Annotated in this window: 39 protein-coding genes and 1 tRNA gene; 29 read left to right on the top strand and 11 right to left on the bottom strand. The window is 32.8% G+C overall.

The window, feature by feature from the left end; genetic code table 11:
- Positions 1–10: 10 nt before the first annotated feature.
- Entirely contained in the window at positions 11–1636 is a 1626-nt protein-coding gene (gene groL, locus ABS916_RS03810) for a chaperonin GroEL (RefSeq protein WP_350450663.1), read from the top strand.
- A gap of 99 nt (positions 1637–1735) precedes the next feature.
- Here the strand turns inward: groL and ABS916_RS03805 are convergent, their stop codons facing one another.
- Positions 1736–2047 (bottom strand): hypothetical protein, encoded by a 312-nt coding sequence (locus tag ABS916_RS03805; protein ID WP_350450648.1) that lies wholly within the window; start codon positions 2045–2047, stop codon positions 1736–1738.
- Positions 2048–2770: 723 nt separating this feature from the next.
- On the opposite strand from ABS916_RS03805, the gene ABS916_RS03800 reads away from it, so the two are divergent.
- Together ABS916_RS03800 and ABS916_RS03795 are read left to right on the top strand one after the other, a co-directional pair.
- Complete coding sequence (locus ABS916_RS03800; protein ID WP_350450647.1) at positions 2771–3682, top strand: nuclease-related domain-containing protein; 912 nt, start codon at positions 2771–2773, stop codon at positions 3680–3682.
- A 152-nt stretch (positions 3683–3834) separates the two neighbouring features.
- Positions 3835–3918, top strand: a tRNA-Leu gene (locus ABS916_RS03795).
- A 97-nt stretch (positions 3919–4015) separates the two neighbouring features.
- Here ABS916_RS03795 and ABS916_RS03790 read toward each other — a convergent pair.
- The 7 genes from ABS916_RS03790 to ABS916_RS03760 all read right to left on the bottom strand — a co-directional run bounded on the left by ABS916_RS03790 (position 4016) and on the right by ABS916_RS03760 (position 9125).
- Positions 4016–5197, bottom strand: coding sequence for a tyrosine-type recombinase/integrase (locus ABS916_RS03790; RefSeq protein WP_350450646.1), 1182 nt, complete (start codon positions 5195–5197; stop codon positions 4016–4018).
- 169 nt (positions 5198–5366) lie between these two features.
- Complete coding sequence (locus ABS916_RS03785) at positions 5367–6032, bottom strand: hypothetical protein (RefSeq protein ID WP_350450645.1); 666 nt, start codon at positions 6030–6032, stop codon at positions 5367–5369.
- A complete protein-coding gene (locus ABS916_RS03780) occupies positions 6032–6430 on the bottom strand; it encodes a hypothetical protein (RefSeq protein ID WP_350450644.1) in 399 nt (132 codons plus the stop codon). The genes ABS916_RS03785 and ABS916_RS03780 overlap by 1 nt, the downstream gene beginning before the upstream one ends.
- The gene (locus ABS916_RS03775; protein ID WP_350450643.1) at positions 6423–7400 is read right to left on the bottom strand and encodes a ParA family protein; all 978 of its coding nucleotides are present in this window, start codon (positions 7398–7400) and stop codon (positions 6423–6425) included. The genes ABS916_RS03780 and ABS916_RS03775 overlap by 8 nt, the downstream gene beginning before the upstream one ends.
- Positions 7401–7507: 107 nt before the next feature.
- The gene (locus ABS916_RS03770; protein WP_350450642.1) at positions 7508–8041 is read right to left on the bottom strand and encodes an Ltp family lipoprotein; all 534 of its coding nucleotides are present in this window, start codon (positions 8039–8041) and stop codon (positions 7508–7510) included.
- Between the two features lie 259 nt (positions 8042–8300).
- Positions 8301–8732 carry an ImmA/IrrE family metallo-endopeptidase gene (locus ABS916_RS03765; protein WP_350450641.1) on the bottom strand — a complete coding sequence of 144 codons (432 nt, stop codon included), beginning with the start codon at positions 8730–8732 and terminating at the stop codon, positions 8301–8303.
- A gap of 3 nt (positions 8733–8735) precedes the next feature.
- On the bottom strand, positions 8736–9125 hold the full coding sequence (locus ABS916_RS03760; RefSeq protein ID WP_350450640.1) for a helix-turn-helix domain-containing protein: 390 nt from the start codon (positions 9123–9125) through the stop codon (positions 8736–8738).
- A 144-nt stretch (positions 9126–9269) separates the two neighbouring features.
- On the opposite strand from ABS916_RS03760, the gene ABS916_RS03755 reads away from it, so the two are divergent.
- Positions 9270–9524, top strand: coding sequence for a helix-turn-helix domain-containing protein (locus ABS916_RS03755; protein ID WP_350450639.1), 255 nt, complete (start codon positions 9270–9272; stop codon positions 9522–9524).
- A gap of 20 nt (positions 9525–9544) precedes the next feature.
- The gene (locus ABS916_RS03750) at positions 9545–10267 is read left to right on the top strand and encodes a Rha family transcriptional regulator (RefSeq protein ID WP_350450638.1); all 723 of its coding nucleotides are present in this window, start codon (positions 9545–9547) and stop codon (positions 10265–10267) included.
- 109 nt (positions 10268–10376) lie between these two features.
- On the opposite strand, the gene ABS916_RS03745 is transcribed toward ABS916_RS03750, so the two are convergent.
- A complete protein-coding gene (locus tag ABS916_RS03745; protein WP_350450637.1) occupies positions 10377–10541 on the bottom strand; it encodes a hypothetical protein in 165 nt (54 codons plus the stop codon).
- Positions 10542–10641: 100 nt separating this feature from the next.
- Here ABS916_RS03745 and ABS916_RS03740 point away from each other — a divergent pair, with 100 nt between their 5' ends.
- The 9 genes from ABS916_RS03740 to ABS916_RS03700 all read left to right on the top strand — a co-directional run bounded on the left by ABS916_RS03740 (position 10642) and on the right by ABS916_RS03700 (position 14047).
- Positions 10642–10938, top strand: coding sequence for a hypothetical protein (locus ABS916_RS03740; protein WP_350450636.1), 297 nt, complete (start codon positions 10642–10644; stop codon positions 10936–10938).
- A gap of 54 nt (positions 10939–10992) precedes the next feature.
- A complete protein-coding gene (locus ABS916_RS03735; RefSeq protein WP_350450635.1) occupies positions 10993–11223 on the top strand; it encodes a hypothetical protein in 231 nt (76 codons plus the stop codon).
- Complete coding sequence (locus ABS916_RS03730) at positions 11204–11359, top strand: hypothetical protein (protein WP_350450634.1); 156 nt, start codon at positions 11204–11206, stop codon at positions 11357–11359. The genes ABS916_RS03735 and ABS916_RS03730 overlap by 20 nt, the downstream gene beginning before the upstream one ends.
- 119 nt (positions 11360–11478) lie before the next feature.
- On the top strand, positions 11479–12426 hold the full coding sequence (locus ABS916_RS03725; protein WP_350450633.1) for a DnaD domain protein: 948 nt from the start codon (positions 11479–11481) through the stop codon (positions 12424–12426).
- A gap of 111 nt (positions 12427–12537) precedes the next feature.
- Positions 12538–13134 (top strand): Holliday junction resolvase RecU, encoded by a 597-nt coding sequence (locus tag ABS916_RS03720; RefSeq protein WP_350450632.1) that lies wholly within the window; start codon positions 12538–12540, stop codon positions 13132–13134.
- A 26-nt stretch (positions 13135–13160) separates the two neighbouring features.
- The gene (locus ABS916_RS03715) at positions 13161–13364 is read left to right on the top strand and encodes a hypothetical protein (RefSeq protein ID WP_350450631.1); all 204 of its coding nucleotides are present in this window, start codon (positions 13161–13163) and stop codon (positions 13362–13364) included.
- Between the two features lie 13 nt (positions 13365–13377).
- Positions 13378–13560, top strand: a complete 183-nt coding sequence (locus tag ABS916_RS03710; protein WP_350450630.1) for a hypothetical protein — start codon at positions 13378–13380, stop codon at positions 13558–13560.
- Positions 13557–13769, top strand: a complete 213-nt coding sequence (locus ABS916_RS03705) for a hypothetical protein (RefSeq protein ID WP_350450629.1) — start codon at positions 13557–13559, stop codon at positions 13767–13769. Before ABS916_RS03710 ends, ABS916_RS03705 begins: the two co-directional genes overlap by 4 nt.
- The gene (locus ABS916_RS03700; RefSeq protein ID WP_350450628.1) at positions 13766–14047 is read left to right on the top strand and encodes a hypothetical protein; all 282 of its coding nucleotides are present in this window, start codon (positions 13766–13768) and stop codon (positions 14045–14047) included. The genes ABS916_RS03705 and ABS916_RS03700 overlap by 4 nt, the downstream gene beginning before the upstream one ends.
- A gap of 40 nt (positions 14048–14087) precedes the next feature.
- Here the strand turns inward: ABS916_RS03700 and ABS916_RS03695 are convergent, their stop codons facing one another.
- Positions 14088–14387: a hypothetical protein gene (locus tag ABS916_RS03695; RefSeq protein ID WP_350450627.1), complete on the bottom strand. Its 300-nt coding sequence runs from the start codon at positions 14385–14387 to the stop codon at positions 14088–14090.
- A 114-nt stretch (positions 14388–14501) separates the two neighbouring features.
- Positions 14502–14744: a hypothetical protein gene (locus tag ABS916_RS03690; RefSeq protein WP_350450626.1), complete on the bottom strand. Its 243-nt coding sequence runs from the start codon at positions 14742–14744 to the stop codon at positions 14502–14504.
- 367 nt (positions 14745–15111) lie between these two features.
- Here ABS916_RS03690 and ABS916_RS03685 point away from each other — a divergent pair, with 367 nt between their 5' ends.
- The 15 genes from ABS916_RS03685 to ABS916_RS03615 all read left to right on the top strand — a co-directional run bounded on the left by ABS916_RS03685 (position 15112) and on the right by ABS916_RS03615 (position 24311).
- A complete protein-coding gene (locus ABS916_RS03685; RefSeq protein WP_350450625.1) occupies positions 15112–15567 on the top strand; it encodes a DUF722 domain-containing protein in 456 nt (151 codons plus the stop codon).
- A 192-nt stretch (positions 15568–15759) separates the two neighbouring features.
- Complete coding sequence (locus ABS916_RS03680) at positions 15760–15987, top strand: Gp49 family protein (protein ID WP_350450624.1); 228 nt, start codon at positions 15760–15762, stop codon at positions 15985–15987.
- A gap of 27 nt (positions 15988–16014) precedes the next feature.
- Positions 16015–16338 carry an HNH endonuclease gene (locus ABS916_RS03675; protein ID WP_350450623.1) on the top strand — a complete coding sequence of 108 codons (324 nt, stop codon included), beginning with the start codon at positions 16015–16017 and terminating at the stop codon, positions 16336–16338.
- 110 nt (positions 16339–16448) lie between these two features.
- Positions 16449–16766 (top strand): P27 family phage terminase small subunit, encoded by a 318-nt coding sequence (locus ABS916_RS03670; RefSeq protein ID WP_350450622.1) that lies wholly within the window; start codon positions 16449–16451, stop codon positions 16764–16766.
- Complete coding sequence (locus ABS916_RS03665) at positions 16747–18402, top strand: terminase TerL endonuclease subunit (RefSeq protein ID WP_350450621.1); 1656 nt, start codon at positions 16747–16749, stop codon at positions 18400–18402. The genes ABS916_RS03670 and ABS916_RS03665 overlap by 20 nt, the downstream gene beginning before the upstream one ends.
- Before the next feature lie 19 nt (positions 18403–18421).
- Complete coding sequence (locus tag ABS916_RS03660) at positions 18422–19666, top strand: phage portal protein (RefSeq protein ID WP_350450620.1); 1245 nt, start codon at positions 18422–18424, stop codon at positions 19664–19666.
- Positions 19635–20360, top strand: a complete 726-nt coding sequence (locus tag ABS916_RS03655) for a head maturation protease, ClpP-related (RefSeq protein WP_350450619.1) — start codon at positions 19635–19637, stop codon at positions 20358–20360. The genes ABS916_RS03660 and ABS916_RS03655 overlap by 32 nt, the downstream gene beginning before the upstream one ends.
- 1 nt (position 20361) lies before the next feature.
- Positions 20362–21504: a phage major capsid protein gene (locus tag ABS916_RS03650; protein WP_350450618.1), complete on the top strand. Its 1143-nt coding sequence runs from the start codon at positions 20362–20364 to the stop codon at positions 21502–21504.
- A gap of 24 nt (positions 21505–21528) precedes the next feature.
- Entirely contained in the window at positions 21529–21777 is a 249-nt protein-coding gene (locus ABS916_RS03645) for a hypothetical protein (protein WP_350450617.1), read from the top strand.
- 42 nt (positions 21778–21819) lie between these two features.
- A complete protein-coding gene (locus ABS916_RS03640; protein WP_350450616.1) occupies positions 21820–22128 on the top strand; it encodes a hypothetical protein in 309 nt (102 codons plus the stop codon).
- Complete coding sequence (locus ABS916_RS03635; RefSeq protein ID WP_350450615.1) at positions 22121–22495, top strand: phage head closure protein; 375 nt, start codon at positions 22121–22123, stop codon at positions 22493–22495. Before ABS916_RS03640 ends, ABS916_RS03635 begins: the two co-directional genes overlap by 8 nt.
- Positions 22458–22811, top strand: coding sequence for a hypothetical protein (locus ABS916_RS03630; RefSeq protein ID WP_350450614.1), 354 nt, complete (start codon positions 22458–22460; stop codon positions 22809–22811). The genes ABS916_RS03635 and ABS916_RS03630 overlap by 38 nt, the downstream gene beginning before the upstream one ends.
- Positions 22812–23222, top strand: coding sequence for a hypothetical protein (locus tag ABS916_RS03625; RefSeq protein ID WP_350450613.1), 411 nt, complete (start codon positions 22812–22814; stop codon positions 23220–23222).
- Between the two features lie 17 nt (positions 23223–23239).
- Complete coding sequence (locus ABS916_RS03620; RefSeq protein WP_350450612.1) at positions 23240–23899, top strand: phage tail protein; 660 nt, start codon at positions 23240–23242, stop codon at positions 23897–23899.
- 64 nt (positions 23900–23963) lie between these two features.
- Complete coding sequence (locus ABS916_RS03615) at positions 23964–24311, top strand: hypothetical protein (RefSeq protein ID WP_350450611.1); 348 nt, start codon at positions 23964–23966, stop codon at positions 24309–24311.
- The last annotated feature ends 182 nt before the right edge of the window (positions 24312–24493 follow it).

The following is a 24493-nucleotide window of genomic DNA, read 5'->3' as shown; positions in this document are numbered from 1 at the left end:
GAAGGAAAAAATGGCAAAAGATATTAAATTTTCTGAAGATGCACGTGCATCAATGCTACGTGGAGTAGATATTTTAGCAGATATTGTTAAAGTAACATTAGGACCCAAAGGAAGAAATGTTGTTTTAGAAAAATCTTATGGCTCACCACTTATTACAAACGATGGTGTTACAATCGCAAAAGAAATTGAATTAGAAGATCATTTTGAAAATATGGGAGCACAGCTTGTTTCAGAAGTTGCTTCTAAAACAAATGATATTGCTGGAGATGGTACTACAACAGCAACTGTTTTAACTCAAGCTATCGTTCGCGAAGGATTGAAAAACGTAACAGCTGGAGCTAATCCAGTTGGGATTCGTCGTGGAATTGAAATGGCAACAAGAGTTGCTGTAGAAGAATTGCTTGCTATCTCTAAAAAAGTAGATTCAAAAGAATCAATTGCGCAAATTGCTGCTATTTCTTCAGGAAGCAATGAAACAGGAGAATTGGTTGCAGAAGCAATGGAACGCGTTGGAACAGATGGCGTTATTACAATTGAAGAATCTAAAGGAATCGAAACAGAATTAGGCGTAGTTGAAGGAATGCAGTTTGATCGTGGTTACCTTTCTCAATACATGGTAACAGATAACGATAAAATGGAAGCAAACTTAGAAAATCCTTATATCTTGATTACCGATAAAAAAATCTCGAATATTCAAGAAGTTCTTCCTTTATTGGAACAAATTTTACAACAAGGACGTCCATTGTTGATCATTGCTGATGATGTTGATGGAGAAGCTCTTCCAACATTAGTATTGAATAAATTACGTGGAACATTTAATGTTGTAGCAGTTAAAGCTCCAGGATTTGGTGATCGTCGTAAAGCTATGCTTGAAGATATTGCTATCTTAACTGGCGGAACAGTTATTACTGAAGATTTAGGTCTTGAATTGAAAGATACTGAAATCAGTCAATTAGGACATGCAAGTAAAGTAGTTGTGACGAAAGATGCTACTACAATCGTTGAAGGAGCTGGCTCAAAAGAGTCTATTGAACACCGTGTAGCCTTGCTTAAAGCTCAAGCAGCAGAAACAACTTCTGAATTTGATAAAGAAAAATTACAAGAACGTCTAGCTAAACTTTCTGGCGGAGTTGCAGTTATCAAAGTTGGAGCTGCTACTGAAACAGAATTGAAAGAACGTAAATTACGTATTGAAGATGCTTTAAATGCAGCTCGTGCAGCTGTTGAAGAAGGAATCGTTTCTGGTGGTGGAACAGCTTTAATCAATGTTCAACGTAAAGTATCAGAAATTGAAGCAACAGGCGATGAAGCAACAGGTGTGAAAATTGTGATTCGTGCTCTTGAAGAACCTGTTCGTCAAATCGTGACAAATGCCGGTCTTGAAGGATCTGTAATTGTTGAAAAACTAAAAAGCGTAGACTTAGGCGTAGGATACAACGCAGCTACTGATGAATGGGTAAACATGATTGATGCTGGGATCATTGACCCAACTAAAGTAACTCGTTCAGCTTTGCAAAATGCAGCTAGTGTTGCAGCATTATTGTTAACAACTGAAGCAGTTGTTGCAAACCAACCAAAACCTGACGCTCCAATGGGCGGAATGGGAATGGATCCTGGAATGGGCGGCATGATGTAAGCTCGTTATCTTGAGACTTAAACAAAAATTAAATTATAAAAAAAAGAGTTCTGACAAATGTCAGAACTCTTTTTTTATGCAGATGATGATTCCGTCAAATTATTCAAATTCTAAATCATTCATCATTTCATCTAAGTTTTCTAAAGCTTCATTCTTTTCAAAAAATTCAATCCAAGCTTGATAAGGATCAGAAGACTTAGTGTTAATCGTTGTTTTAAATTTATCATAGATACTTCTAACGATATCTGTCCACATTCTATTAACAGCTCGTTCTAATTTTGCTTCATTCCATCTTTTTGCGGGGGGTCTTCTGCCGTTACGTCTAAGTTGATCGTCCATAGCTTTTTCGAAAAAGATACTTTTACTTCCCAAATTAGCGTCTAAATACTCTTCGAACTCTTTAAAATTCAATTATATCACCTTTCTAACACTCGTTTTTTTAACCTTCATACCTAATTCTACTCATCTATCTATCAGAGAATTTAATAGTGGTGTCTGTCGCTAAACTTAACTTCTTCAATCCTTTGCAACTTTCTCAACAAGGATAGTAGGTATCTTTAATCATACCATAAAGCATAAAGCAATAGAAAGGTTACAGGAATTTAAATAGAATGTTTTTCAATTAGCTAAAGAACCTTACAATCATTGTGATTACTATCAAATTTTCACAGAAAGGGTAATAGAGGAGATTTACTTACTGAAAAAGGGAGAGAATAGTCAGTATAACCTCTCAAGTCGACAATTGCTGAGAGGAATGTGTCAGGAATGTCGAGTAGAAGTGTTATAGAGAAGAATTGCTCTTTGAAAAATTCAAAGAATAGTCAGTAGAACCTTTCAAGCCGACAATTCCTGAGTGGAATTTGCAAGGAAAGTCGGGTAGAAGAGGCATAGAGGAGATTTGCGCTCTAGAAATAGTCGAGAAGAATCAGTAAAGCAATCCTAGTCGATAGTTGAAGAGGAATCTTTGCAATGAATGTCGGGTAGAAATGTCACAGAGGAGAAATGCTCACTGAGAAGGTAAAGAATAGTCAGTAAAGCCCCTCAAGTCGATAGTTTATAAATAAAAGTTAGAAATTGGATGCTTTTGCGTACTATAGGTTATAGAGATTTGCAAAGCGAGGAGTTTAGAAAAGAATGGTGTATAAGGAAAGAGAAAAATCGTCTAATTTGTTGATAATGGAATCTTTGATGAATCGGTCGAATTTATCGAAAGACGATCGCAATCGTTATGCTTATTTAGTGAAAGGTTTGGAAGGAGAGAAGATTTTAGATCGAAGGACAGAAATGCTCAAATGTGATTGTCTAGTATTAAATGATTTGCTATTGAAAATAAATGGAACAGTATTTCAAATCGACTCATTGTTGATTATGGCAAATGGTATCTATATATACGAAGTGAAAAATTTTGAAGGTGAATACTTTTTTGAAGCGGAGAAAATGTACAAATTGTCGACCAAGAGAGAAGTAATGAGTCCCTTGATTCAAATAAATCGTAGTAAGACGTTGCTTCGTCAATTGATTGAGCAATTGGGGTTTAACTTTTCAGTTAAAGCTTATGTAGTGTTTGTAAACCCGCAATTTACTTTATATCAGGCACCACCTCTAGAAGAATTGGTGCTGCCTACTTTATTAAATACACATTTTGTGCAATTAAACTCTATCTCAGCTCGTTTGACCAAAAATCACCGACGTATTGCTGAGGAGTTGAAAGCACTACATATGGAGGATTCACCTTTTCATGACGTCCCAAATTATGAAAGTGAAAAATTAAAAAGAGGAATGACTTGCTCTCAGTGTGGCACATTTATGGATGATTTTACTAGAGGATGGACCTGTACATGCAAACATTGCGGTCGCGTAGAACTAATTTCAGAAATTGTTATTCGGCATGCTCAAGAATATAAGAGACTGTTTCCAAATCAAAAAATAACAACATCTGTGATTCGTAAATGGTGTGACGACAGATTGTCAGCAAAAAGGATTTGGTATATTCTTCATAACTATTATAAAGCTAAAGGGACAGGTAGATGGATGTATTTTGAGTGATTATTTAAAGCTGCGAGATTTTATTAACGGTAAATTTTTTGATTTGATTTTGAAAAGATGCTAGACAACTTTATTTTCAGAGTAATTCAAACAAAAAAATCGCTCTTTACAACACTAATAAACGTTGCTATAATAATCTTTGTTGACAATCAGCGGTCGTGGCGGAATGGTAGACGCGCCAGCTTGAGGGGCTGGTGGGAGTATCTCCCGTGGAAGTTCGACTCTTCTCGACCGCATTGATATATCAAGGTTTGTGAGACATCTAAGAAGGTCCAATCTTCTTAGATGTCTTTTATTTTGTAAAAGTTACGATAAAGTTCCGACTAAAAAATATTATTGTCTGTTTGGGTGTAATATTGAAGAAGTTTGCTCCATTATTTTTATAGCAGATTCTTTAGTAGCATGAGTGTAATGGTTTGTCATTGCTTCATCTTCATGTCCCATGAAAGCTCTAAGCGATTCTCCGTCAACTCCAACGATATCTGAAGCACTAGCAAACAAATGTCTAAGCATGTGAGGATGCATCTTAATGCCGCATTCATTAGATACTATTTTCATTGCATCATTCATTTTATCCATGTGAACCGGTTTACCTGATTCTACATCAATAAAAATAAAGTCATCTTTATGCATAATAGAATTAAGATTTTTCTTAATCTCTTTAGAGTAATCAATTTGGCTTCTTAATAACATTGCACCATATGGATCTACGATAATTATCCGTTCACCTTTTTTAGATTTAGTTTTATTTCCATTTTTATATCTCTTTGTTCTTGAAGTGAATAAATCTACTTGAGCAATTTCTACTCCGTCTTTTTCAAAGAAATGGATAGCGTTTATTTTTACTCCATATATTTCACCACGTCTTGCCCCGTAAGTTCCAAGATAAAGCATAGTATAGGTATCGTTTGGCAGGACGGTTTTTGCAGTTTCCATAAACGTATAATAATCTTCAATATTTACTATCTTTTTCTTGGGAGCATAATTTTCTTTTTTTAAGTTTACCTTTAGTAATCTATTCTTATCTAGATAATCTTCAGCGACTGCATCATTTAGTACAGACATAAACACTCGATGAAAACCTGATATTGTTTCTTGGCTATAATCATGTATTTTATATTGATCATTAATCCATTTTTGATAATCGATTCTTGTGATTTCAGATAGCTTTTTATTTCCAAAAGGTTCAACTACTTTATTAAATCTATAGTCGTTTGTCTCTAGCGTATTAGCGTTCCAAAGTGATGCTGCTAATTTAAACTCTTTCATTTTTTCGTAATATTCGTTCAAGGTAAATTCTTTGGTAGACCTTAGATCCGTTAATAAGTCGTTTTCAATTTTATAAATCCAATCATTATAAAAAGACTTTGCTTCTGTTATACTATTCAAACCCGCTTTTGAAAATTCTTTCTTTACTCCATTTATTAAAGTGCTAAAGCGTATTTGATATTTAATTCCTTTTTTTGTTTCATATTTAAAAATGTTTTGGTGTTTTGTTCTAATAGTTTTTACCATTTTTATTCTCCTTTCGGTCGCCGGGCGGGGCTTACAAAAAGAGGATGGTTTCGCTATCTTTTTTATGATAATATATTTGTAAGACAAAAAGACTTTGAATAGGGGTCTTTAATTGTTGCACCACTTTTAACCTTTGGTCGGGGAGAGTGGTGCTTTTTTGTAGAAAAAATTAAAATTTATAAATTTTTTTATAAGCATGTTTTTGATTCATTGAAAATAAATCATAGTTAAGATCAAATATGATAGGAAAAAAGTCTAGAGTAAAAGTAGTTATATCATTAAGTATGCGATTATATGCTTTTAAAGAAAATGAATATGATTCATTTTCCATTATATTCTCTAGATAATTAATTGATGTTTGCTTAGAATCTTTATTGTGAATAACAATCGAGTTATCTTTAAAGATATTGTTTAATTTATCTAAACTTTGTTTACATCCGATTTGCTTAGCAATCTGATTGCATTCAGGCCATAAATTTCTATAAGATAATGATTTTATATGGGATAAAGAATAGTCACTGCCAACATTAATAGATAAAAATATCCTCAATAATGATTCTGAAAGACCTCTAAAGGTCATTGCTAAAAAGTAAGAGTCATTAACTGGTGATATATACAATAGTTTCAATAATAAGTGTTTATAATCATTTAATAAAATTTTATTGATATTTTCATTGTAAGAAGTATAGTCTAAAATTATATCAGTCATTTCAATTGAACGAAAAAGTAAATCAGTTTTTTTTCTTACAAAATTAAATTGTTTGTTAAATAAACTTTCGGGAAAGTAACTATTTATAAATAGAGTATAATCTTCAATCTCTCTTTTATAATCCATTAATCTCTACCAAATTGACTTAGTATATCATCAGCAGAGTTATTGTTCGCAGATTTCGTTTGAGAACTATTTTTTTTGACATTACTGTTATCATTGTTACTCTCAAAAAGTAATTTCTTTAACTCACTAACAAAAAATAAAAGCTTATTTTTATCAGATGATTCAATTTCTCTAATCATTCTTGCTACTATTAGCGTTCTACTTCTATAAACGTAGTCTTTATAATTTATATTGAGTTTTGATATAAATTTTGGTATATCAGAATTTTTTTCAAATACTTTTTGTGATAGTATTGCAGTTATCATTATTGTATATAGATTAATTCTTAATTTATCTTCATTTGATTTTTTGTTTAAAACGACTAAAAGGTTTTTAATGTATATTGTCTCTTTATCCAAGCTCATCAATCCTTTCTAATATTTCATCAACTAATACTTCTAAATTTAATTTAGATTTTTCGCTACTAGATGCATTAATAAAATAATCTAATCTGTTTTTCATATAAGCATTAGATAGGAATCGAGTTTCGAAAATAGGTATCTGATGCTTGGAAATTTTATCGCTATCAGTTATATCCTGAATTAATTTTGTTGTTCCAGTTGAAGGTGATTGCTTTATATCAGTAAAAATAATACCAAGGTTTTTTAACGGTTTAGTTTCAAAATAAAGATTATTTTCATCGACAACACTTTTTATAACATTCATTAGCATATCTACTCCAGTTATAGAGTAAGCCTCTGGTTTAACTGGAATTAGTAGATAATCGCTTGGTTTTAAAGCTGCGATTGTATACGAAGAATAAGTAGGTGGGCAATCTATTAGTATATAGTGATACTTACTTCTTAAGTTATGTTTTTTAATAAATTCATATATCCCGTTCTCAATTTTACCACTATTAAGATTTCTGAGAGTGAATTCAACTCCGAGCTCACCAGGAATTATATGTAAATTAGGTGTTAATATTTGAATCGCATCATTTTCTTTTGCAGGAGAAGAAGTAGTACTTGAAAAAACTTTTTCAATACTTGAATTAGATATTTTCAAAGTGACCTTTTTATTTTTTTCTTTAGTTAATCTAGTTTCGTCATTAGCTAATTCAGTAGGTTCTTCCTGAACTTGCTCTTCCTGAATTTGTTCTTCTTCTACAAGTATTTTTTTTGCTAATTCCTCAGTTTGTGCAAATCCGTAAAATCGAAAAAGCGATTGTGTTAAATTAAGTTGCGGATCAATATCAATTAATAAAACTTTTTTTTCTCGTAACGTTGAAAGGTGGAAACCAACCTCTTTTGTTATCGTTGTTTTACCTACTCCGCCTTTCATATTTAATACAGATATTATTTTACCTTTTATCTCTTCTTCTGAAATCATTATAAATCCTCCGTCCTATGATATAATAGTCAAAGGCATTGAATTTTAATAATGTCTTTTATCCAGAACACTCCTAACCGTCTAAAGTAGGGGAGTGTTCTTTTTATTTATTGAGAAATATTATCTATTGCATATTGTACTTGCTCAGGGGTGAATTGATCATATATTAATTGGTCATAAAGAGCTTGCGATGACATAGTTATTGCATTTTGATAATTTTCTGCAGATTCTAAAGCTTCTTCATTCCAATCAGCTGTTACGTTATCTATTGCGTATTGAGCTGCAGCTTTAGGAACTCTATCCAACACTAACCGATCATACAAACTTCCTTGAGACATTCCCTTAATACTAATATAATAGTTTGCGCTACTTAAAGCACTATAGTATACAGGTGAGGGTTCTGTAACGGCGGGTTGTTCACTAGATTCAGGCTCACTCTCAACCACTTCGGATTCTAAAGATTCTTCTGTTACTTCTGTAGTTTCTGTTACTTCAATAGCTTCAGTTGGTTTAGGGGTTGATTCTACTGTTTCAGTTTGTGTATTATCTGAATTTGTTTCATCAACTTTATCTTCTCCGCCACAAGCTACAAGAGCAATACTAAATATTCCAACAATAGCTAATAACTTAAAATTTTTCATTCTTATTCCTCCAATAATATGTATTTTTTTATCCTTAGCATTTGACAAAAGGTAGGTAAAATTTAATTATACTTTTTTTTAATGATAACTCTAATTAACCTTATACTTCTGAAGAAGTTTACCTTCAAAACATATTTCAATTTTATCTTTGTAATATGTTTTAAGTTGATGTCTCGTTTAACAATCCTTAGCTTTGGTCAGTGGGGGAGTGTTCTTTTTTTATCCTAATATTATATGTATTAAAACTTAGTTTGATAATTTATATTCCTAATATCATTTTAGAAGTTTCTGGCAAACCATATGAGTGTTCGAGATCATCAAAAGATTCAGGAAGATATGAATTTGTCTCTATGAAATCATTAAATAAAATAAATGTAGCAAACGAATTAGCTTCTGATTCCATCTTACTTTTTGCAACTCTGTTTGAAATATAATAACTCGATAGAGATGTGTGTTCTAAAGCGTGATACAACTCGTGAGCGCATACAAAAAATCTTTCATTACTATCATCTAAATCTTCATTTAATAGGATAATTGGTGTTTCATAAATGTATGCAACTTGACCAAGTGGACTTTTTCCAAAAGGTACATATTTAATTTCAATATTCAAAGATTCAGATATAACGAAAGGATTGTATGACCCACATTTTAAATATAAATTTTTAATAAGCTTTAAATGTCGGTGATCCATAAATTATTTATCCTTTCTTTGTTTATTTTTCTCCCAAAATATTCCTGTTAATACATCTTTAACTCTTTGTTTTTCTTCATCCGTTAATTCTTCTCCACCATAAGCCATATTAACGTTATTTTCTAACATTTCTTTTAAATCTAAAATATCATTTTCATCAGCCCATTCAGGAGTAGTTTCGTCTCCTTCGATAATGAAACTTATTGATACTCCAAATAAATCAGCCATTTTCTGGATGGCACCCATACGAGGGACTTTTAACCCAGTTTCCCAGTTAGAAATAGTTTGTTTAGTAAACCCAATTCTGTCGGCCAACTCTTGTTGTGTCCATCCAAATCTTGAACGTAGTAAAGTGATTTGTTGTGGTATTTTAGTTTCTTTATCATTAGTCATAATGTCACCCCTTGTAAGTATCATAATATAATTTTAGTATAACTTAAAGATTGGAAAATACAACAGAAAGTTATTCTAAAGTAGTTCAAAGTTGTTGACTATAACTTAAAGTTATATTATTATGTGTGTATGGAGGTGATAATAATGCTTAGAATAACTTTGGAGGCTGCAAGAATAAATGCAAAACTAACCCAAAAAGAAGCTGCAGAAAAACTAGATGAGATTTTAAAGGAGAGAGTCACTAGACAGCGTGTAGCATATTTCGAAAAGAAGCCTGATGAAACACCAATAAAATATGCAGATGCATTTAGTAAAATTTATGGTATTTCAAAGGATCATATTTTTTTTAATTCTGAGTCAACTTTAAGTTATACAAAAAGGAAGTTAGAAGTTAGTTGAAAGAAAGGATGAAAAATTACATGACTAATTTAGTAATTATAAAAGATGAACAGCCTGTAACTACTTCTTTACAAATTGCTGATGATTTCGAAAAAGAACACCATGATGTAATTAAGTCAATAAACAAATTAAAAGAAGATGTCGGAAGTTTTTCCGAGATGTTTTTAGAAGGTATTGAAGCAGACTCTTATGGCCGGCCTAGAAAAATTTATTTCATGAACCGTGATGGTTTTACTTTACTAGCAATGGGCTACAACGGAAAGAAAGCATTAGACTTCAAAGTTAAATATATTCAAGCATTCAATTACATGGAAGGACAATTAGTAAAAAGTGTTTCGGATGATCCATGGGATACATTGAGTTTGATGTTCGCTGCATCTAAACAAACTAAAGATGAAGTTAAAAAAGTTAAAAGTAGAGTCATCAACCTAGAAGAAAATACATCAATTAATCCAGGTAAGTATAGCTACATCGGAAGACGGATCTCGCAAAAGGTAAGACAAGTTGGCAAAGAAAGAAAATGGACCATGAATAAAGATCAGTTAGCTTTATTATATAAAGATTTGAATAAAGCAGTTGCAGAAGTTTCAGGAGTAAAAACTAGATCACAACTAAGAGAAAAGCATTTTGACAATGTTATGGACATGATTGATGATTGGGAGCCTTCAACAGCAACTAAAATGCTTATTCATAACATAGTAGATGAAGAGGCTTTTCCAACAGAAAAGGAGACTAAACGATGAAAAAATTTATAGGAACACTAATAACCCTCACAGCTATTGGAGTAGCCATGAGAGTGATAAACCAAAGTATAGTATTTCTAGTAAAAAATATCAATTGTAGAAAATTCTATTACAGTTCATCCAATGTATTTGTGAATTTTTTTAGAGCATCTTCTATAGAGCTAGGTTGAACAAAATCAGCTACATTTTTTCCGGTTTGATATTTCAAAACTGAGTTGTGTTCTAACATAGCGACAACTAATTCAACGGCTAACTCTTTATTGCTTTTTATCATATATATCACCACCTTAAATTTACTTCAACAGGCCACTTGCTGATAAGGAGATTATCTCATTAAAAAATAACAAATGAAATAGAAAAGAAGGAGGGATGATATGCAAATTCAATTTGATTCTATGTCTACAAACAAGTTCTTTGAATGGATGGCCAGTAAGTTTTTAGAAGTGTCGCTACCTCAGATAAAAAATTCAATTGAAACTAAATACAGTGATGATGAGCTTCTTACAAAAAAAGACTTGTGCGAAAGAATCCTTAAATGTGATACAAAAACCGCTGATGAGTTCTTTTTATATAAGAAAGGATTTCCCTTTGTTGAATTTGGAAAGAATGGGAGAAGGTATCCGAAAAGACAAGTAGAAGAATGGATTCGAACAAATACTAAATTTAATTAACTGCCGGGCGGGCAAAAAAGAGGTATTAATCATTTACTTCGAAAGGAACTTGATATGAGTAAACAATTGGAGCAAATCAAACAAGCAAATAACTTTTTATTGAAATCTAAACAAAAGATGTTAAGCACATTGATGAAAGTAGAAAGCGCCTGCATGAGGGTCATTCAAATACATGGAGTGACCTCTTCAGATAAAGACAAAAAAAGTCCAAAAGTACAGTTAGCAGAAGAGATATTAAACGATATTGAGAAGGGTTGGGATTCAAATGAGTACGAAAGTCATTAATAAATTGATTATTGCAGGTACTCTTTATTTTTGGGGAGCTGAAGAAATTTATGAAGAAAGCAGTTTTTGGTACGGGTTGTTATTCAAAGGAGCTGTATTCAGCTCAATAATTTTAGTGTTAGCTTTGATATTTTAAACGGAAAAAAGCCTAACAAATATGGCGTATTTGCTAGGCAAGGTAAAAAAGATTTAATTAATAACATTACAGACATTTTACCATTATTACTCAAAATTTGAAAGAGAAGGTGTTATCAAGTGGATGACAAGTTGAAAATTGAAGGAGTACTGTCTCAAGGTTATGGAATCATACCTAAGTTAGTTATGAAAGATAAAGACTTAACGATTGAGGCTAAAGCGATATATGCCTATATCAGTTCTTACGCTGGTAATGGAAATACAGCATTTCCAAGTGTCGGTTTGATCTGTACAGACTTAGATATTGGAGAGAATAGATTTCATAAACATAAAAAAGTTTTGATTGAAAAAGGATACATTGAAGTTAAACGAGAACGTGATGGTAGAGGCATTTGGGGAAGTAATGTTTATACAATTAATTCTGTTATTAATTACAGTCCAACACTTCAAAATGAAGTCATGGATGAACCAACACGTCATTATCCAAGCATGGATGAACCAACGTTGGAACATCCAACCATGGATAATGACGGCACTAATAATAACAGTTTTAATAATAACAGTTCTATTAATAACAGTCTTAAAAATAAACAACAACAACCCGCTTCAGAGAAACAGCTAAATTTCATTACCACCTGGGAACAAACTGGATTCGGAATGATTCCACCTTTGACAATCGAAAAATTAGAACACTGGGTAAAAGACTTTGAAGGTAATGAATCAATTGTTGTAAAAGCAATTGAGGTTGCAAGTGATCAAGGAGTTAGAAAATACGCTTATGTAAATACTATCTTAAAGAATTGGGAAGACAAAGGTGTTAAGTCAGTTGAGGATATTGATGCATTAGAAAAGAAACGTGAAGCAGAGGTACAAGCTAAGAAAGCAGCACCTAAAAGTAATTTCAACAAACCACTATTAAGAAAAGAAACATTACCTGATTGGGCAAAAGAAGAAAATCAGCAAGTTAAAGAAAAACCAATGAGTGAAGAAGAAAAAGCTCATTTCCGTAAAAGGCTTGAAAGAATTAATAACTTTAGAGTAGATGATGGAGGTAGAGCAGAAGCTTGAGATATGTATATATATCTATTTTCTAGATGGCTCAGTCTATCGCTTCACTAAAATACATGATGATGATTATCGAAATCAACAAAATTTAATCTTTATAAGGGTGGAAAACAAATGAGTATAGATAAATACAACGCAAAACATTATCCGGATCCAACAGCACATGCAGCCTTAACTAAAATAAAGAGTCCTAAAAGAGTGGCTCAAGGGAGAAAAGCAAAGGCAACAGGCTCTGCATTTGAAACATATATTGATGCAACACTTGAGTACTACAAGAGAATTGGAATAGCAGATATCCAAAAGACACCAGAGCCAATGAAGCCATTACGTTCAGCACCAGGTCAACCAGGTAAGTTTATCGCAGTCTTTATAAAACAAGCGCAAGCAGATTATAAAGGAATCCTGATGGGCGGTAAATCAGTCATGTTTGAAGCAAAACACACCAACACAGAAACAATGCCTTATGGTCGATTATCTACAGAACAAATTAATAACTTGAGAAGCTATGACAAGTTCGGAGCTGTCTGCTTCATCCTTGTAAGTTTTAATTTCAAAAACTTCTACCGCATACCTTGGGTCAATTGGAGAGATATGAAAGAACTATATGGACGTAAACATTTAAAAGAAAGCGACATTCAAGAATTTAGAGTGAAGTTTGAAAGTGGCATCATCAATTTTCTTTATAAATCTAACAAGAATGAATTGAAGTAAACACTAACTTAAAAGGAGCTAGTCAGATGGTACTTAAACAGAAAGAAATGAAAGAAACGCTAGAAGATCACTTAATATTAAATGCTTATACTCCAGTAACATCTTACCCGATTGAAGATGAACTTCAAATGGATGCTAAAAATGAATTTGGATCAATGAATTATTTCCGTATCACACCAAAAGGCGATATTAAGATATTCATACATGCTAAGTGGTCGACTATTAATTGATGAGGTGAAATCAATGAAAAAACAATATGCAGTTTATAAAGGCGAAGATTTAATTGCAATAGGTACTGCTCCAGAATGTGGTAAGCAGTTGGGTGTAGTTGCTCAAACTATTTATGCCTATGCTTCAATAACTCAAGAAAATCAAAATAAAGGAAATAGAAGAATTGCTATTGAATTGGAGGTGGAAATGGAATGAAGAAAAATCACAAATTGATTGAACATAAATGGGTAGTAAAATTAGGTAAAGGATATTTTTCAGGTTATGACGAAACGAAAGTAACATATGTGATAGACGATATGCCTGGTGCGCTTGATGGAAGAATTGTTTATAACAATTTACATGAAGCTAAATTAGATGCAAATAATATTGGCGGTCAAGCAGAGGAGGTTGCTAATAAATTATGAGATTAAAAATAGAAAATATATTAATTACTGTTGTACCAGCGCTCATAGTAATAGGCATGTTTATCAGTTTAATCTATCTCTTAATTAATAATACACGATTGGGATTCGTTAATTCCGTTATTGAGTACAGAATCGAACAAAAAGAAGAGGAAATTGATTCTGCAAAGAAAGAACTTAAGGACGTTAAACGCGACTTAGTGGAATTGCAAAATACAGCTAATGGTTATAAATGGCAACTCGAACAAATCAATGATGAATATTTTGGAGAGGACAAATAAAAAAGAGACGAATTATAAAACGTCCCTTAAACTATCAAATTTACATTAATTTTCGTGAAATAGATTTTATAGACGAAGTTTTATAGAAAGTGGCGAAATGAGTGTCTTTACCAATTGATATCCAGTCTGTTTCATTGATTAAACTTGCATAACCCAATTGAGGAGTAATGGTAGCTATCTGAGAACTTTCATTTGTATGTATGGCATCAAATGAATTTGAAAATACTCTTTTCAACTCATAATTTTTATCCGGTTTATGACTATTAATATAACCATTTATTATGGAAGATGAAGTTAGCTCTAGTTGCTCTCCATCAATAAATGTAATAACTAGCTTCATAATAAAACCTCCCTTTTTAAAATTATCTCATAATGAGAAAAGATTTAGAACTGATATGCACATGAAAATGTAGAATAACGAAGGCATATTATGTCAAACAAATTACTTTGATTTTTACCATTCTTCCAAGAAAGCAACACCTTTCTCGGTTACTATCAGGGGTTGAGCAATTATGGCTTCTCTTGAATATCTAATTATTATTTTTTTCATTGGAGTGCTTATAAATCCTAGTGTCTCACAATGTTCTATCAAGGAATAAAGTTCTTCATTTTTTAAATCAGAAAAATAAGTCTCATAGATAGTTTTTCCTTCTCGAACCAATAGTAATAGTCTTTTCATTTGATTTGTATTCAACATACTATAATCTCCTATTCTATTAATTGATAGTGCATATTTAATTTATTAAAAGTATAAACTATTAATTAAAAATAATAAATTATTATACTCAAAAGAATTCATGTATTAATTATATAAAAAAAACACTAATGAGGTAAAAAAATGATAAATAATACAGTTTTAGTCGGAAGATTAACAAAAGACCTTGATTTAAGGTACACGTCCATATGAAGATATAAGGTAGACATGAACTGATGTGTTTATGTAATGATCACTATCTAGAAGCAGAATCAATAGGTCACAAAAGATTTGCAGACAAGCAACACATCTTAGGGATATTGATGAATCAAGAACAGTTTATGAAACTGAAAAATACGAGGTGACCTATTTGCAATATACAGATAAAGAACTAGAAATCATGATTAGTAATTACAATCAACTACGAATGCAGCTTCAAGCAGTGCGAGAGAATATCATGACACCATACACAATAACTGATACAAATACTGGTGGAGGAAGTTCTAATAAGATATCTAATCCAACAGAAATGACAGCTATTAGATTAACTGATGATGATGTATTGAAAGATATTAAAAACATTGGCTTAGCCATTGAAAATACTTATGCTTTGCTTCCTTATGATAAAAAGAAAATGATGAAGGCATACTTTATTGAACGAGACTATACGATTAATGAAACCGAGATTGCAAGGCGGTTACATATCGGTCGCTCAACTCTATGGAGATGGAAGAATGAAATCATCAACTTATATAAAAAAGAGTTGAAAGAATTAGAAAGAAAAGAAAACGAGAAGAGAGAACAAAGGAAACTTGAAACACCATGAAACAAATAAGGGTTTATAATGTTAGTATCAAGAGAGCGTAAGAAATCACATTACTCGTTTATTGTTCTTTACAGCTCTCTTAGATAACACAACTGACATGCACATGCTGCGAGTTGCAAAGCTATATTGGTAAAAAGCATTCACTTAAATGTGAGTGCTTTTTTTGTACATAAATTTAAAGGAGTGAATAGTATGCACATAAAAGAATTGTTGAATGAATCTTTGATTGATAAGCAAGTAGTATTTGATAAGTGCTTAATTGTCTCTGTAAAACTTCCTAATGGATTCATCATTGTTGAATCAAGTGCTTGTATTAATCCTAAAGACTTTGATATAGAGATTGGTATAAACATTTGTATGAAACGAATTGAAGATAAATTATGGGAACTAGAAGGATATAAATTGCACGATAAAAAGTAAGCTACAACTTAGGGATGATTAATTCATATGGATCTAATGACAACAGCTCTACTAAAGAAGCTGCATCAATATATATTAAACGATGAGGTAGATAAGTTTTATAGATTGAAAGTATGGAGAGTGCTAAGGCTTGTTGCTTTACGCAGAGACGATTACAAGTGTCAGTATGATAAACGATTAGGGATAGTAACTAAAGCTGATACAGTCCATCATATTATTCCAGTGAGAGAGAACCCTAGACTAGCTTTAAGGCTAAGTAATTTAGAATCTATCTCAAAATCGAATCATAATCGAGAACATCCGGAAAAATTAGAGAAAAAAAAGGAGTTTACGAATGAAGAGCGCTGGTAAAGCCCCCGGTCAAAACCAAATGCAATTTCTTTTAAGGGGGGCGCGAAACGGATAGGGTTCCAGACTAGACAAAAATATCGAAAAATCACATGAGGGGGGGTGGGGTAAAATTGGCAAAAGGAAAACGAGCGATTATCAAAGATGCTTTGGTTGATCAACTGGAAAATCAAGGAGTAATAGGGAGACACTTTTATGACTTGATTGAAGATTATCTCCAGTTATGGGATATCAAAAATAGTCTAATCAATGATATTAAAGAGCGTGGTGTTTCTGTCTATTGGGAAAACTCCCCCACTCAATTTGGTTTTAAAAAAAATGATTCAGTTACAGAGCTATTAAAGGTCAGTGCTCAAATGCTGAAAATACTGCAGCAGTTGAATTTAAGAGTGGATGAATCAATAAGCGACGATGATAACGATGACTTCTAATGTTAGATACCATGTAGTTATTGACCGCTACATGAATATGGTTCGAACAGGTGAAGTATTAGCTAGTATAGAAGTTCACCAATTAATGGATTTCTTGGATGACCGTTTATCGGATCCAGAAGTAGTGATAAAACAAGATATTATTGATGATGCCCTAGAGAATATTAAAAAACATTTTCCATTTGAGTTAATGGAGTGGGAAGAATTTATTATGGCTTTTGTAGCCGGTGTTTTCTATAAAGATGGCAGTTTAGTCTTTAATGAGTTCTTGATTATGATGGGACGTGGCGGTGGTAAAACTGGATTCATGTCTGTTATCGAATGGTGGATGATCTCGAAACAAGGAATCAAACAATACCATGTGGATGTTGTGGCCACATCAGAAGATCAAGCGAAAGAATCAGTCATGGAAGTTCACAGCATTTTAGAAGGCAATAAACCTAAGTATAAAAAATTCTTTAAATGGACCTTAGAAAAAATTGTCTTTAGAAAAACTAATTCAATGCTGCGCTATAGAACAAACAATGCGAAAACAAAAGATGGTGGTCGTCAAGGTGCAGTATTATTTGATGAAGATCACGCCTATGAAGATGATAAATCCGTAAAAGTATTTACATCCGGTTTAGGTAAAAAGAAACACCCAAGAAGATTGCATTTTACCACTGACGGAAATATCCGCGGTGGTTTTTTAGATGGATTTAAAGAAGAAGCAAAACTTGTATTAACAGGTGAGAGGCCGAAGAGAAGAATGTTTCCTTTCATCTGCAAATTAGATGATCCAGAAGAAGTGAACGATCCTAAAAATTGGGAAAAAGCTAATCCTTCTGTTAATTATTTTCCGGATTTAAAACAAGAAATGTTAGATGAATATGAAAAATTAGAAGACCGTCCAAGTGCAAGAATTGAATTTATGACTAAACGTATGAATATACCAACAACAGATAGTTGGAATGAAGTTACGAGCTGGGATAACATTCTGGCCACCAATCAACCAACACCGAATTTACAAGGAATGGCTGCGGTTGGTGGGATTGATTACGCGGAAACAACTGACTTTGTTAGTGTGGGATTGCTATTTAAGATTGGTGAAAAGTATTACCTTAAACAACATACCTTTATTAATAAAAAAGCTTTAGTTGGACGTTCCTATAAAGTACCTATTGATGTTGGTATAGATAGAGGTTTGATCACAATCATAAATGATGAAACGATTAAACCAAAAACTATTGCGAATTGGTTTGTAGAAATGGGCCGTTACTACCAAATAAAAGTAATTGCAGCAGATGACTTCCGATTAACTTATTTAAAGACAGCATTTGATGAAGTAGGTATTGGCGACAAACTAAAGAAAGCAAGAAAAGGAATTAAAACCCATACCGAATTAGAACCGATTGTAGATGACTTATTTAGTTATAAAAATATCATCTTTTGTGATGATGATTTTATGATGCGTTGGTATACAAACAATTCCTATAAAGATAGGGATGCACGATTAAATATTGAATACCTGAAGATCGAACCAAAATTAAGAAAGACCGATGGGTTTCATATGTTTTTACATGCTCTACAGCACAAAGATGTTTTGAACACACCTACTATGCGTTTTGATAGTGGACTTAAAACATACACATACTAAGTAAAGGGGGTGATAAATATTGAAGTTGCCATTTTTTAATAAGGTATTGGCTTCAAGAGAGCCGTCTCCTAGATCAAGTATTACGTTAAAAGACTTTACTATGGTTTATGAGAATGATGCTAAATATAAAAACTATGCTTTGCAGATTGCCATTAACAAATTAGCTGATGCATTGGCATTGTGTGAATTTCAGACTTTTGAAAAGGGTAAGCCGGTAAAAAAAGATAACTGGTATTTGTTTAATGTTGAGCCTAATAAGAATCAAAATCAGTCGGAATTTTGGAGCAAAGTCATCTATAAGATGGTGTATGACGATAATGGAGCATTAGTCATTTGGAGCAAAGATGATGAGTTGGTTGTAGTAGATGATTATGATGTTACTGAATTTGCATTCTATGAAAACATTTATTCTAACATTGTCTTGCCTGGTGATTATAAATTAATAGGGACTAGGACTGAAAGTGAAGTCTTCCACTTTAAATTGCATAATTCAAAAATTAAAGAAGTAGTAAGCTCGGTTTACGATGACTACGGAAAGTTGATTGCTGGAACAATTCGTAACTATAATCGTGGAAATGCAATCAAAATGAAATTGACTATTGGAGCTCTATTTCAACAATTTAAAAACAACATAATTGAAAAAGAAGATGGAACAAAAATTACAGAATATGATCAAACAATGAATGACTTGTTTGAAAATAGATTTAAGGGTGTTTTCACTGATCAAGATTCTGTAACGCCATTTGAAGAAGGCTTAAATTTAGATCAGATATCTGCAACACCTGGTAATACAAAAAGTGGTTCTGTTACTACTAGAGATATATCCGCTACATTTGAAGACATCCGCGATATGGTTGCGGATGCTTTTGGTATACCCAGAGGAATCTTGAAAGGTGATACAGCTGATAACGAAGGCATGCATAAGATGTTTGTAAATTACCCAGTCCGATCCTTAGCGGATAACCTACAGAATGAAATTAATCGCAAGTATTATAAAAAAGCAAATGTTCTTAACGGAAACAAACTGAAAATCCAAACGAACACAATTAATACTCATGATCCTGTTGAGTTTGCGAATGCTGCAGAAGCCTTCTTCAGAATAGGAGCTTACTCTACTAATATGATTTTAGAAAAAACAGGAGAAGAACCTATTGATGAAGATTGGGCAGATGAGCATTATGTTACGAAAAATTATGAACGGACAGATGATTTGAAAGGTGGTGATAAAACAAATGAAGCGAAAACCAATGACGAATCAAATTAAGACTAAGGTACAAATTCAAAATAAAGTAGATTCAACTGAAACAGATTTGATTCTATATGGAGACGTAGGAGAGAGCTATTGGGGCGATGGTATCACAGCTTCAAGTGTACGATATGCGTTAAAACAAATTACAACGGATGTAGTTAATGTTCATATTAATTCTTATGGTGGAGATGTTTTTGAGGGATTGACTATTTACAACGTTTTTAAACAGTCAGATAAAACAATTAACACCATAGTAGATGGAGTTGCAGCTAGTGCAGCATCTATCATTTTTATGGGTGGAAACAAAAGGCTTATGCCTAAAAACACTCAGTTAATGATTCACAACGCGCAGACAGGTGTTTGGGGTTATGCAGAAGATTTTGAAAAAGCAATTGCTGCTTTAAATTCAATCAAAGTTTCTTTGATTGCTTCCTATATGGAAAAATTTGAAGGAACGGAAGAAGAGCTCATTAACTATTTGGCAAACGAGACTTTCTTTACTGCTGAAGAAGCAGTGGGTTGTGGGTTAGCCGATGAAATTTTGAATTATGAAGCAACAATAGTAGAAGACTTGGTTGATCCAGTAACCAATAATTTGGATGGAAAGATAGCTGCAAAAGCTAAACCAAAAAATGAAGATGAACTACCAGCTAATGAAAAGAAAGAAAATCCAATACAAAATTTTGTTAAATTATTAGGAGGAAAATAATATGAAAAATTTAGATCTATTTCAAAATCAATTAAAAGAACAACGAGAAGGTTTGTTTACTGCTTTAAAGTCAGAAGATGAAAAAGTTCAATCAGAAGGCTTTGAAACATTTGTAAATGGATTACAAGATATCTTTAAAGATGCTGCTAAAAACTATGCTGAAGAGTTCAGCGCTTTTGATGGCAAAGGGATCACTGCAAAAGAAGTTAAATTCTTTAATGCTATCAATACGGATGTTGGTTACAAAGAAGAAAAATTACTGCCGCAAACAACAGTAGATGAAATTTTTGAAGATTTAACTAGAGATTACCCAGTACTTGCTGCACTTGGTTTGAAAAACGCTGGTTTACGTTTGAAGTTCTTAAAATCTGAAACAAGTGGTGTAGCCGTTTGGGGTAAAATCTTTGGAGATATCAAAGGACAATTGGATGCAGCGTTTAGTGAAGAAGAAGAAATTTCTAATAAATTAACTTGTTTTGTTGTCGTTCCTAAGGACTTAGAAGACTTTGGACCTACATGGATCAAACAGTTTGTTAAAACACAAATTGAAGAAGCAGCTTCAGTTGCTTTAGAATTAGCTTTCGTTGCTGGTACAGGAAAAGACCAACCTGTAGGACTTAACAGAAATGTTTCTAAAGATGCAGCAATTGTTGATGGTGTATATCCAGAAAAAAAACCTTCAGGAACTTTAACATTTGCAAATTCTCAAACCACTGTTAATGAATTGACTGAGGTTTATAAATTTCATTCAGTAAAAGAAAATAACAAACCATTATCCGTTGATGGCCAAGTGGTCTTGTTAGTAAACCCATTAGATGCTTGGGATGTTAAAAAGCAATATACAAGCTTAAATGCAAATGGTGTTTATGTAACAGCTCTACCATTTAATTTGATTATTGCTGAAACACCTGCAGTTGATGCTGGAGAAGTAATTTCATTAGTGGCAAAACGTTATGATGCCTATATCGGTGGCGGAATTAGCATTTTAGGATATGATCAAACTCTTGCATTAGAAGACTTGAATTTATACGTTGGAAAACAATTTGCTTATGGTAAAGCTAAAGACAACAAAGCTGCTGCTTTATGGAACTTAGTAATTCCACCTGCAACAACTAGCGAAGTAGGAGCAACTGTAGCTGAGTAACAAAACAAAAGGAGGATAACAATCATGGCATACGAACCAACAGTTTGGGAAAAAGGCGACAAAATCAGCATTGCTAGATTAAATAAATTAGAGGAAGCAGTTAAAGAGGCTTCTGATAAGAGTGATGAGATTGATGCATTAAAAAGAAAAGTAGATGCACTACAAGGAGTAGTTGAAAATTTTTCAGGTAATTCAGATGAAATTCAACCACTAAAAGAAACCGTTGAAACCGCGCAAAAAGAAACTGCAAAACAAAGTAAAGCAAAAGGTTAGTCCTAAAATTGGCTGACCTTTTTATTTTGGAAAGGAGAAGTCATGACTGAAGATCAAATAGATGCTTTGTTGCCTATTGTAAAAAAGAGATTGCGTATTACATTTACTCAAGTTGATGATGATATAAAAGACTTCATTGAAGAAGGTGGAGCCTTTTTGCGTGAGAAAGCTGGTGAGATTGATTTTTCAAAAGATTCTCATACTCTTTCAAGCATAAAAGCACGAAGTTTGTTAAAAGAATACTGTCAGTATGCTTGGAATGGTACTACAGCTTTTTTTGGAACAGACTATCAAAGCGAAATTATTGCTCTTCAAATCCTTGTGGCGCAGGAGGCATTCTCTAATGGCTAGAAGAAGAGTAGACGAATTACTAAATGATGGTGTAGTTGAGTACGGTTCAATTAAAACTAAAAGAAACAACGAAGGTAAAAAAGAAGGAGAGGAATTTACTAGTTTAGGATTCCTCTTTTTTAATTTTGCTGGAATCAGACAAGGTGACATAGATTTTTATGGGAGCTTAGATAAGACTGTAGATTTGAAAGTTAAAACTTTCTTTGCTAAAGACGTTCAAAAATCTCATAAAGTTAAGTTTGAAGATGAAGTCTATGAAGTGATTGCTATAAATCCAGATGTAAAAAGAAAATATATGTATTGGTATTTAACAAAGGTGGGTGTATTTGATGGGATTCAGTTTATCAAAGACGATTCAACAAATTAAAGGTATAACAGGCTACCCAGTGTTTGCAACGGACATGACTAAAGACGAAGTAACTAATAATCCTACTTTTCTAATTTATGACGATAAAGGAGACATTCGTAAAGCTTCTAGTGCGAATCAATATTTACAGGATTTTGTGGTTTCATTTGTCACTCGTGAGAACATTGAAGTGAATGAGTTTGATTTGATTATGGGCCTACAACCATGTGGGCTTATTTTTAGAGAAACTCAAAAAGAATATGGACGTATAGCAGAAACCAATCAAGAAGCCAAAATGGTAACTTTTTACTTTCACCAGTCATTGGTGGTGTGCTAATTGGTTAAATATTCTCTTGATGATCAACAATCGCAACAATTAGCAAATGCTATGAAAGAAATACCTGGTAAAGCGGAGCGCTTAGTTAATGAGACATTAAAAGCTAAAGGTATGAAATTGATGATTCAAGAAATTATTCGATTTATACCAACTAGTAACTCAAATAAAAGACATGCAAAAAACAGTAATCCATTAAAAGGAACAATGGGAAATCTAGGATTTGTTATTACGACAAAAGGTGGGGCAGCAAAAAACTCAAATTCGTTTGGTTATTTAGTTTTTCCAAATGAAGGAAGAGGACCACATAACCCAATTGCTCAACGTTTCTTTGAAAAGGGAGCAGAAGCTTCAAACGGAAGAATACTAACAGAGGTCATAAAAGCTTTGGAAGAAGCAAATAATTTTAACTAAATAGGAGGAAACAAAACATGGTAGTAACAACTTTTGATCAATATAAAGTAACAAATGGAACTGTCCGTTGGAAAACAGCAGATTCTTATGACACATTCCAGGAACTAGGATGTGTGGGTACATTAGGATTAGAAACCGAATTAAAAACTGTTACAAAAACATGTGAAGGTGACGAAGTAATGTCTGTAGATATTCCTACTAGAGTTAACGGCACATTAGTGTTACACATGCCAGTACCAGTTTTTAGAAAAGCCTTTGGGCTATCCAATGATGGATTAACTTCAGGTGTTTATTCATATGGTACTAATTCAAGACCTTCAACTGGAATCGTTGCATTTGATGTAGAAGATCTCTTTGGAGAATTGAAAAAGAAAATTGCGTTTCCTAATCTAACTTTTTCTGGTGGAATGAATTGGCAAATTGAAAATGGCGGTGAAGAAATTGCCATGATTGAAACTAGTTTTAAAGCCTTAAAAGATACGAATAGTAAATTTTACTATGAAGGTTTTGATTCTGAAATTACGGATGAAGCTGTAAAAACTAAATGGAGCGAAGAGTTCACACCAGAATTAGTTAAAGCAACTGCAGAAGGTGCAGCAGTACAAATGGCTAGAATGGTAGAACCAGAATCAACTGACTTAGAAACAGTCGTTGAAGAAGATTCAGAAACAGAATAAAGCTAAACCAAAAGAGAGGAAATCCTCTCTTTTTTTGTTTATTCAATTAGGAGGAAAACAGACAATGGAAATTATTTTAAATGATGGTCAAATTGCAAAACTCGATACAAAACTCAATATCAAAAAATTATTAATGATCAACAAGGATTTCAATACAGATGAATTTGCAACATTAACCATGAATACAAAAAAAGAAGAAGAAATGACAATCACTCTTTATCAAGGGTATCAAGCAATTTATATTGCTTACCGTCAAGCAAACATGACAAATTTTTTGCCGTTTGATGATTTTGTCGATAACTATACATTTGATATGTCGGAAGCATTAGAGGCATATACAGAACTACTTTTCACTCAAAAAAAGAATGACAGTTACAAAAAATCTGTCGAAAAAGTTATCAAAAAAAAGTAGGAACAGGAAGAAGCTACCAAAATCCTGAATTCAAAATTTCTTCATGGGCCGATGTTTACAGCTTTTATGTAGATGTCTATGAATTAGATTCTAATTTCGTTTTGGAATTTCCTTTAGTAGAAGTTAATCATGTTGCTGAAAATAGATCCGCTTTAAAAAACTGGAAGAACTCAGTTGAAGCA

The organism is Carnobacterium sp. (assembly GCF_040274945.1).
Classification (GTDB): Bacteria; Bacillota; Bacilli; order Lactobacillales; family Carnobacteriaceae; genus Carnobacterium_B.
Note: the sequence above shows the minus strand (reverse complement) of the source record. Positions and strands in the feature narration are given on the sequence as shown.

Coding starts and splice junctions, on each gene's coding strand:
- ABS916_RS03800 (WP_350450647.1), top strand. CDS start 2,771: ATGGTGTATAAGGAAAGAGAAAAATCGTCTAATTTGTTGATAATGGAA.
- ABS916_RS03775 (WP_350450643.1), bottom strand. CDS start 7,400: ATGATTTCAGAAGAAGAGATAAAAGGTAAAATAATATCTGTATTAAAT.
- ABS916_RS03745 (WP_350450637.1), bottom strand. CDS start 10,541: ATGATAAAAAGCAATAAAGAGTTAGCCGTTGAATTAGTTGTCGCTATG.
- ABS916_RS03770 (WP_350450642.1), bottom strand. CDS start 8,041: ATGAAAAATTTTAAGTTATTAGCTATTGTTGGAATATTTAGTATTGCT.
- ABS916_RS03755 (WP_350450639.1), top strand. CDS start 9,270: ATGCTTAGAATAACTTTGGAGGCTGCAAGAATAAATGCAAAACTAACC.
- ABS916_RS03710 (WP_350450630.1), top strand. CDS start 13,378: ATGAAAAAACAATATGCAGTTTATAAAGGCGAAGATTTAATTGCAATA.
- ABS916_RS03740 (WP_350450636.1), top strand. CDS start 10,642: ATGCAAATTCAATTTGATTCTATGTCTACAAACAAGTTCTTTGAATGG.
- ABS916_RS03695 (WP_350450627.1), bottom strand. CDS start 14,387: ATGAAGCTAGTTATTACATTTATTGATGGAGAGCAACTAGAGCTAACT.
- ABS916_RS03635 (WP_350450615.1), top strand. CDS start 22,121: ATGGCTAGAAGAAGAGTAGACGAATTACTAAATGATGGTGTAGTTGAG.
- ABS916_RS03785 (WP_350450645.1), bottom strand. CDS start 6,032: ATGGATTATAAAAGAGAGATTGAAGATTATACTCTATTTATAAATAGT.
- ABS916_RS03630 (WP_350450614.1), top strand. CDS start 22,458: ATGGGATTCAGTTTATCAAAGACGATTCAACAAATTAAAGGTATAACA.
- ABS916_RS03705 (WP_350450629.1), top strand. CDS start 13,557: ATGAAGAAAAATCACAAATTGATTGAACATAAATGGGTAGTAAAATTA.
- ABS916_RS03765 (WP_350450641.1), bottom strand. CDS start 8,732: ATGGATCACCGACATTTAAAGCTTATTAAAAATTTATATTTAAAATGT.
- ABS916_RS03615 (WP_350450611.1), top strand. CDS start 23,964: ATGGAAATTATTTTAAATGATGGTCAAATTGCAAAACTCGATACAAAA.
- ABS916_RS03750 (WP_350450638.1), top strand. CDS start 9,545: ATGACTAATTTAGTAATTATAAAAGATGAACAGCCTGTAACTACTTCT.
- ABS916_RS03655 (WP_350450619.1), top strand. CDS start 19,635: ATGAAGCGAAAACCAATGACGAATCAAATTAAGACTAAGGTACAAATT.
- ABS916_RS03665 (WP_350450621.1), top strand. CDS start 16,747: ATGATAACGATGACTTCTAATGTTAGATACCATGTAGTTATTGACCGC.
- ABS916_RS03620 (WP_350450612.1), top strand. CDS start 23,240: ATGGTAGTAACAACTTTTGATCAATATAAAGTAACAAATGGAACTGTC.
- ABS916_RS03650 (WP_350450618.1), top strand. CDS start 20,362: ATGAAAAATTTAGATCTATTTCAAAATCAATTAAAAGAACAACGAGAA.
- ABS916_RS03790 (WP_350450646.1), bottom strand. CDS start 5,197: ATGGTAAAAACTATTAGAACAAAACACCAAAACATTTTTAAATATGAA.
- ABS916_RS03720 (WP_350450632.1), top strand. CDS start 12,538: ATGAGTATAGATAAATACAACGCAAAACATTATCCGGATCCAACAGCA.
- ABS916_RS03730 (WP_350450634.1), top strand. CDS start 11,204: ATGAGTACGAAAGTCATTAATAAATTGATTATTGCAGGTACTCTTTAT.
- ABS916_RS03690 (WP_350450626.1), bottom strand. CDS start 14,744: ATGTTGAATACAAATCAAATGAAAAGACTATTACTATTGGTTCGAGAA.
- ABS916_RS03675 (WP_350450623.1), top strand. CDS start 16,015: ATGGATCTAATGACAACAGCTCTACTAAAGAAGCTGCATCAATATATA.
- ABS916_RS03680 (WP_350450624.1), top strand. CDS start 15,760: ATGCACATAAAAGAATTGTTGAATGAATCTTTGATTGATAAGCAAGTA.
- groL (WP_350450663.1), top strand. CDS start 11: ATGGCAAAAGATATTAAATTTTCTGAAGATGCACGTGCATCAATGCTA.
- ABS916_RS03640 (WP_350450616.1), top strand. CDS start 21,820: ATGACTGAAGATCAAATAGATGCTTTGTTGCCTATTGTAAAAAAGAGA.
- ABS916_RS03735 (WP_350450635.1), top strand. CDS start 10,993: ATGAGTAAACAATTGGAGCAAATCAAACAAGCAAATAACTTTTTATTG.
- ABS916_RS03700 (WP_350450628.1), top strand. CDS start 13,766: ATGAGATTAAAAATAGAAAATATATTAATTACTGTTGTACCAGCGCTC.
- ABS916_RS03760 (WP_350450640.1), bottom strand. CDS start 9,125: ATGACTAATGATAAAGAAACTAAAATACCACAACAAATCACTTTACTA.
- ABS916_RS03645 (WP_350450617.1), top strand. CDS start 21,529: ATGGCATACGAACCAACAGTTTGGGAAAAAGGCGACAAAATCAGCATT.
- ABS916_RS03715 (WP_350450631.1), top strand. CDS start 13,161: ATGGTACTTAAACAGAAAGAAATGAAAGAAACGCTAGAAGATCACTTA.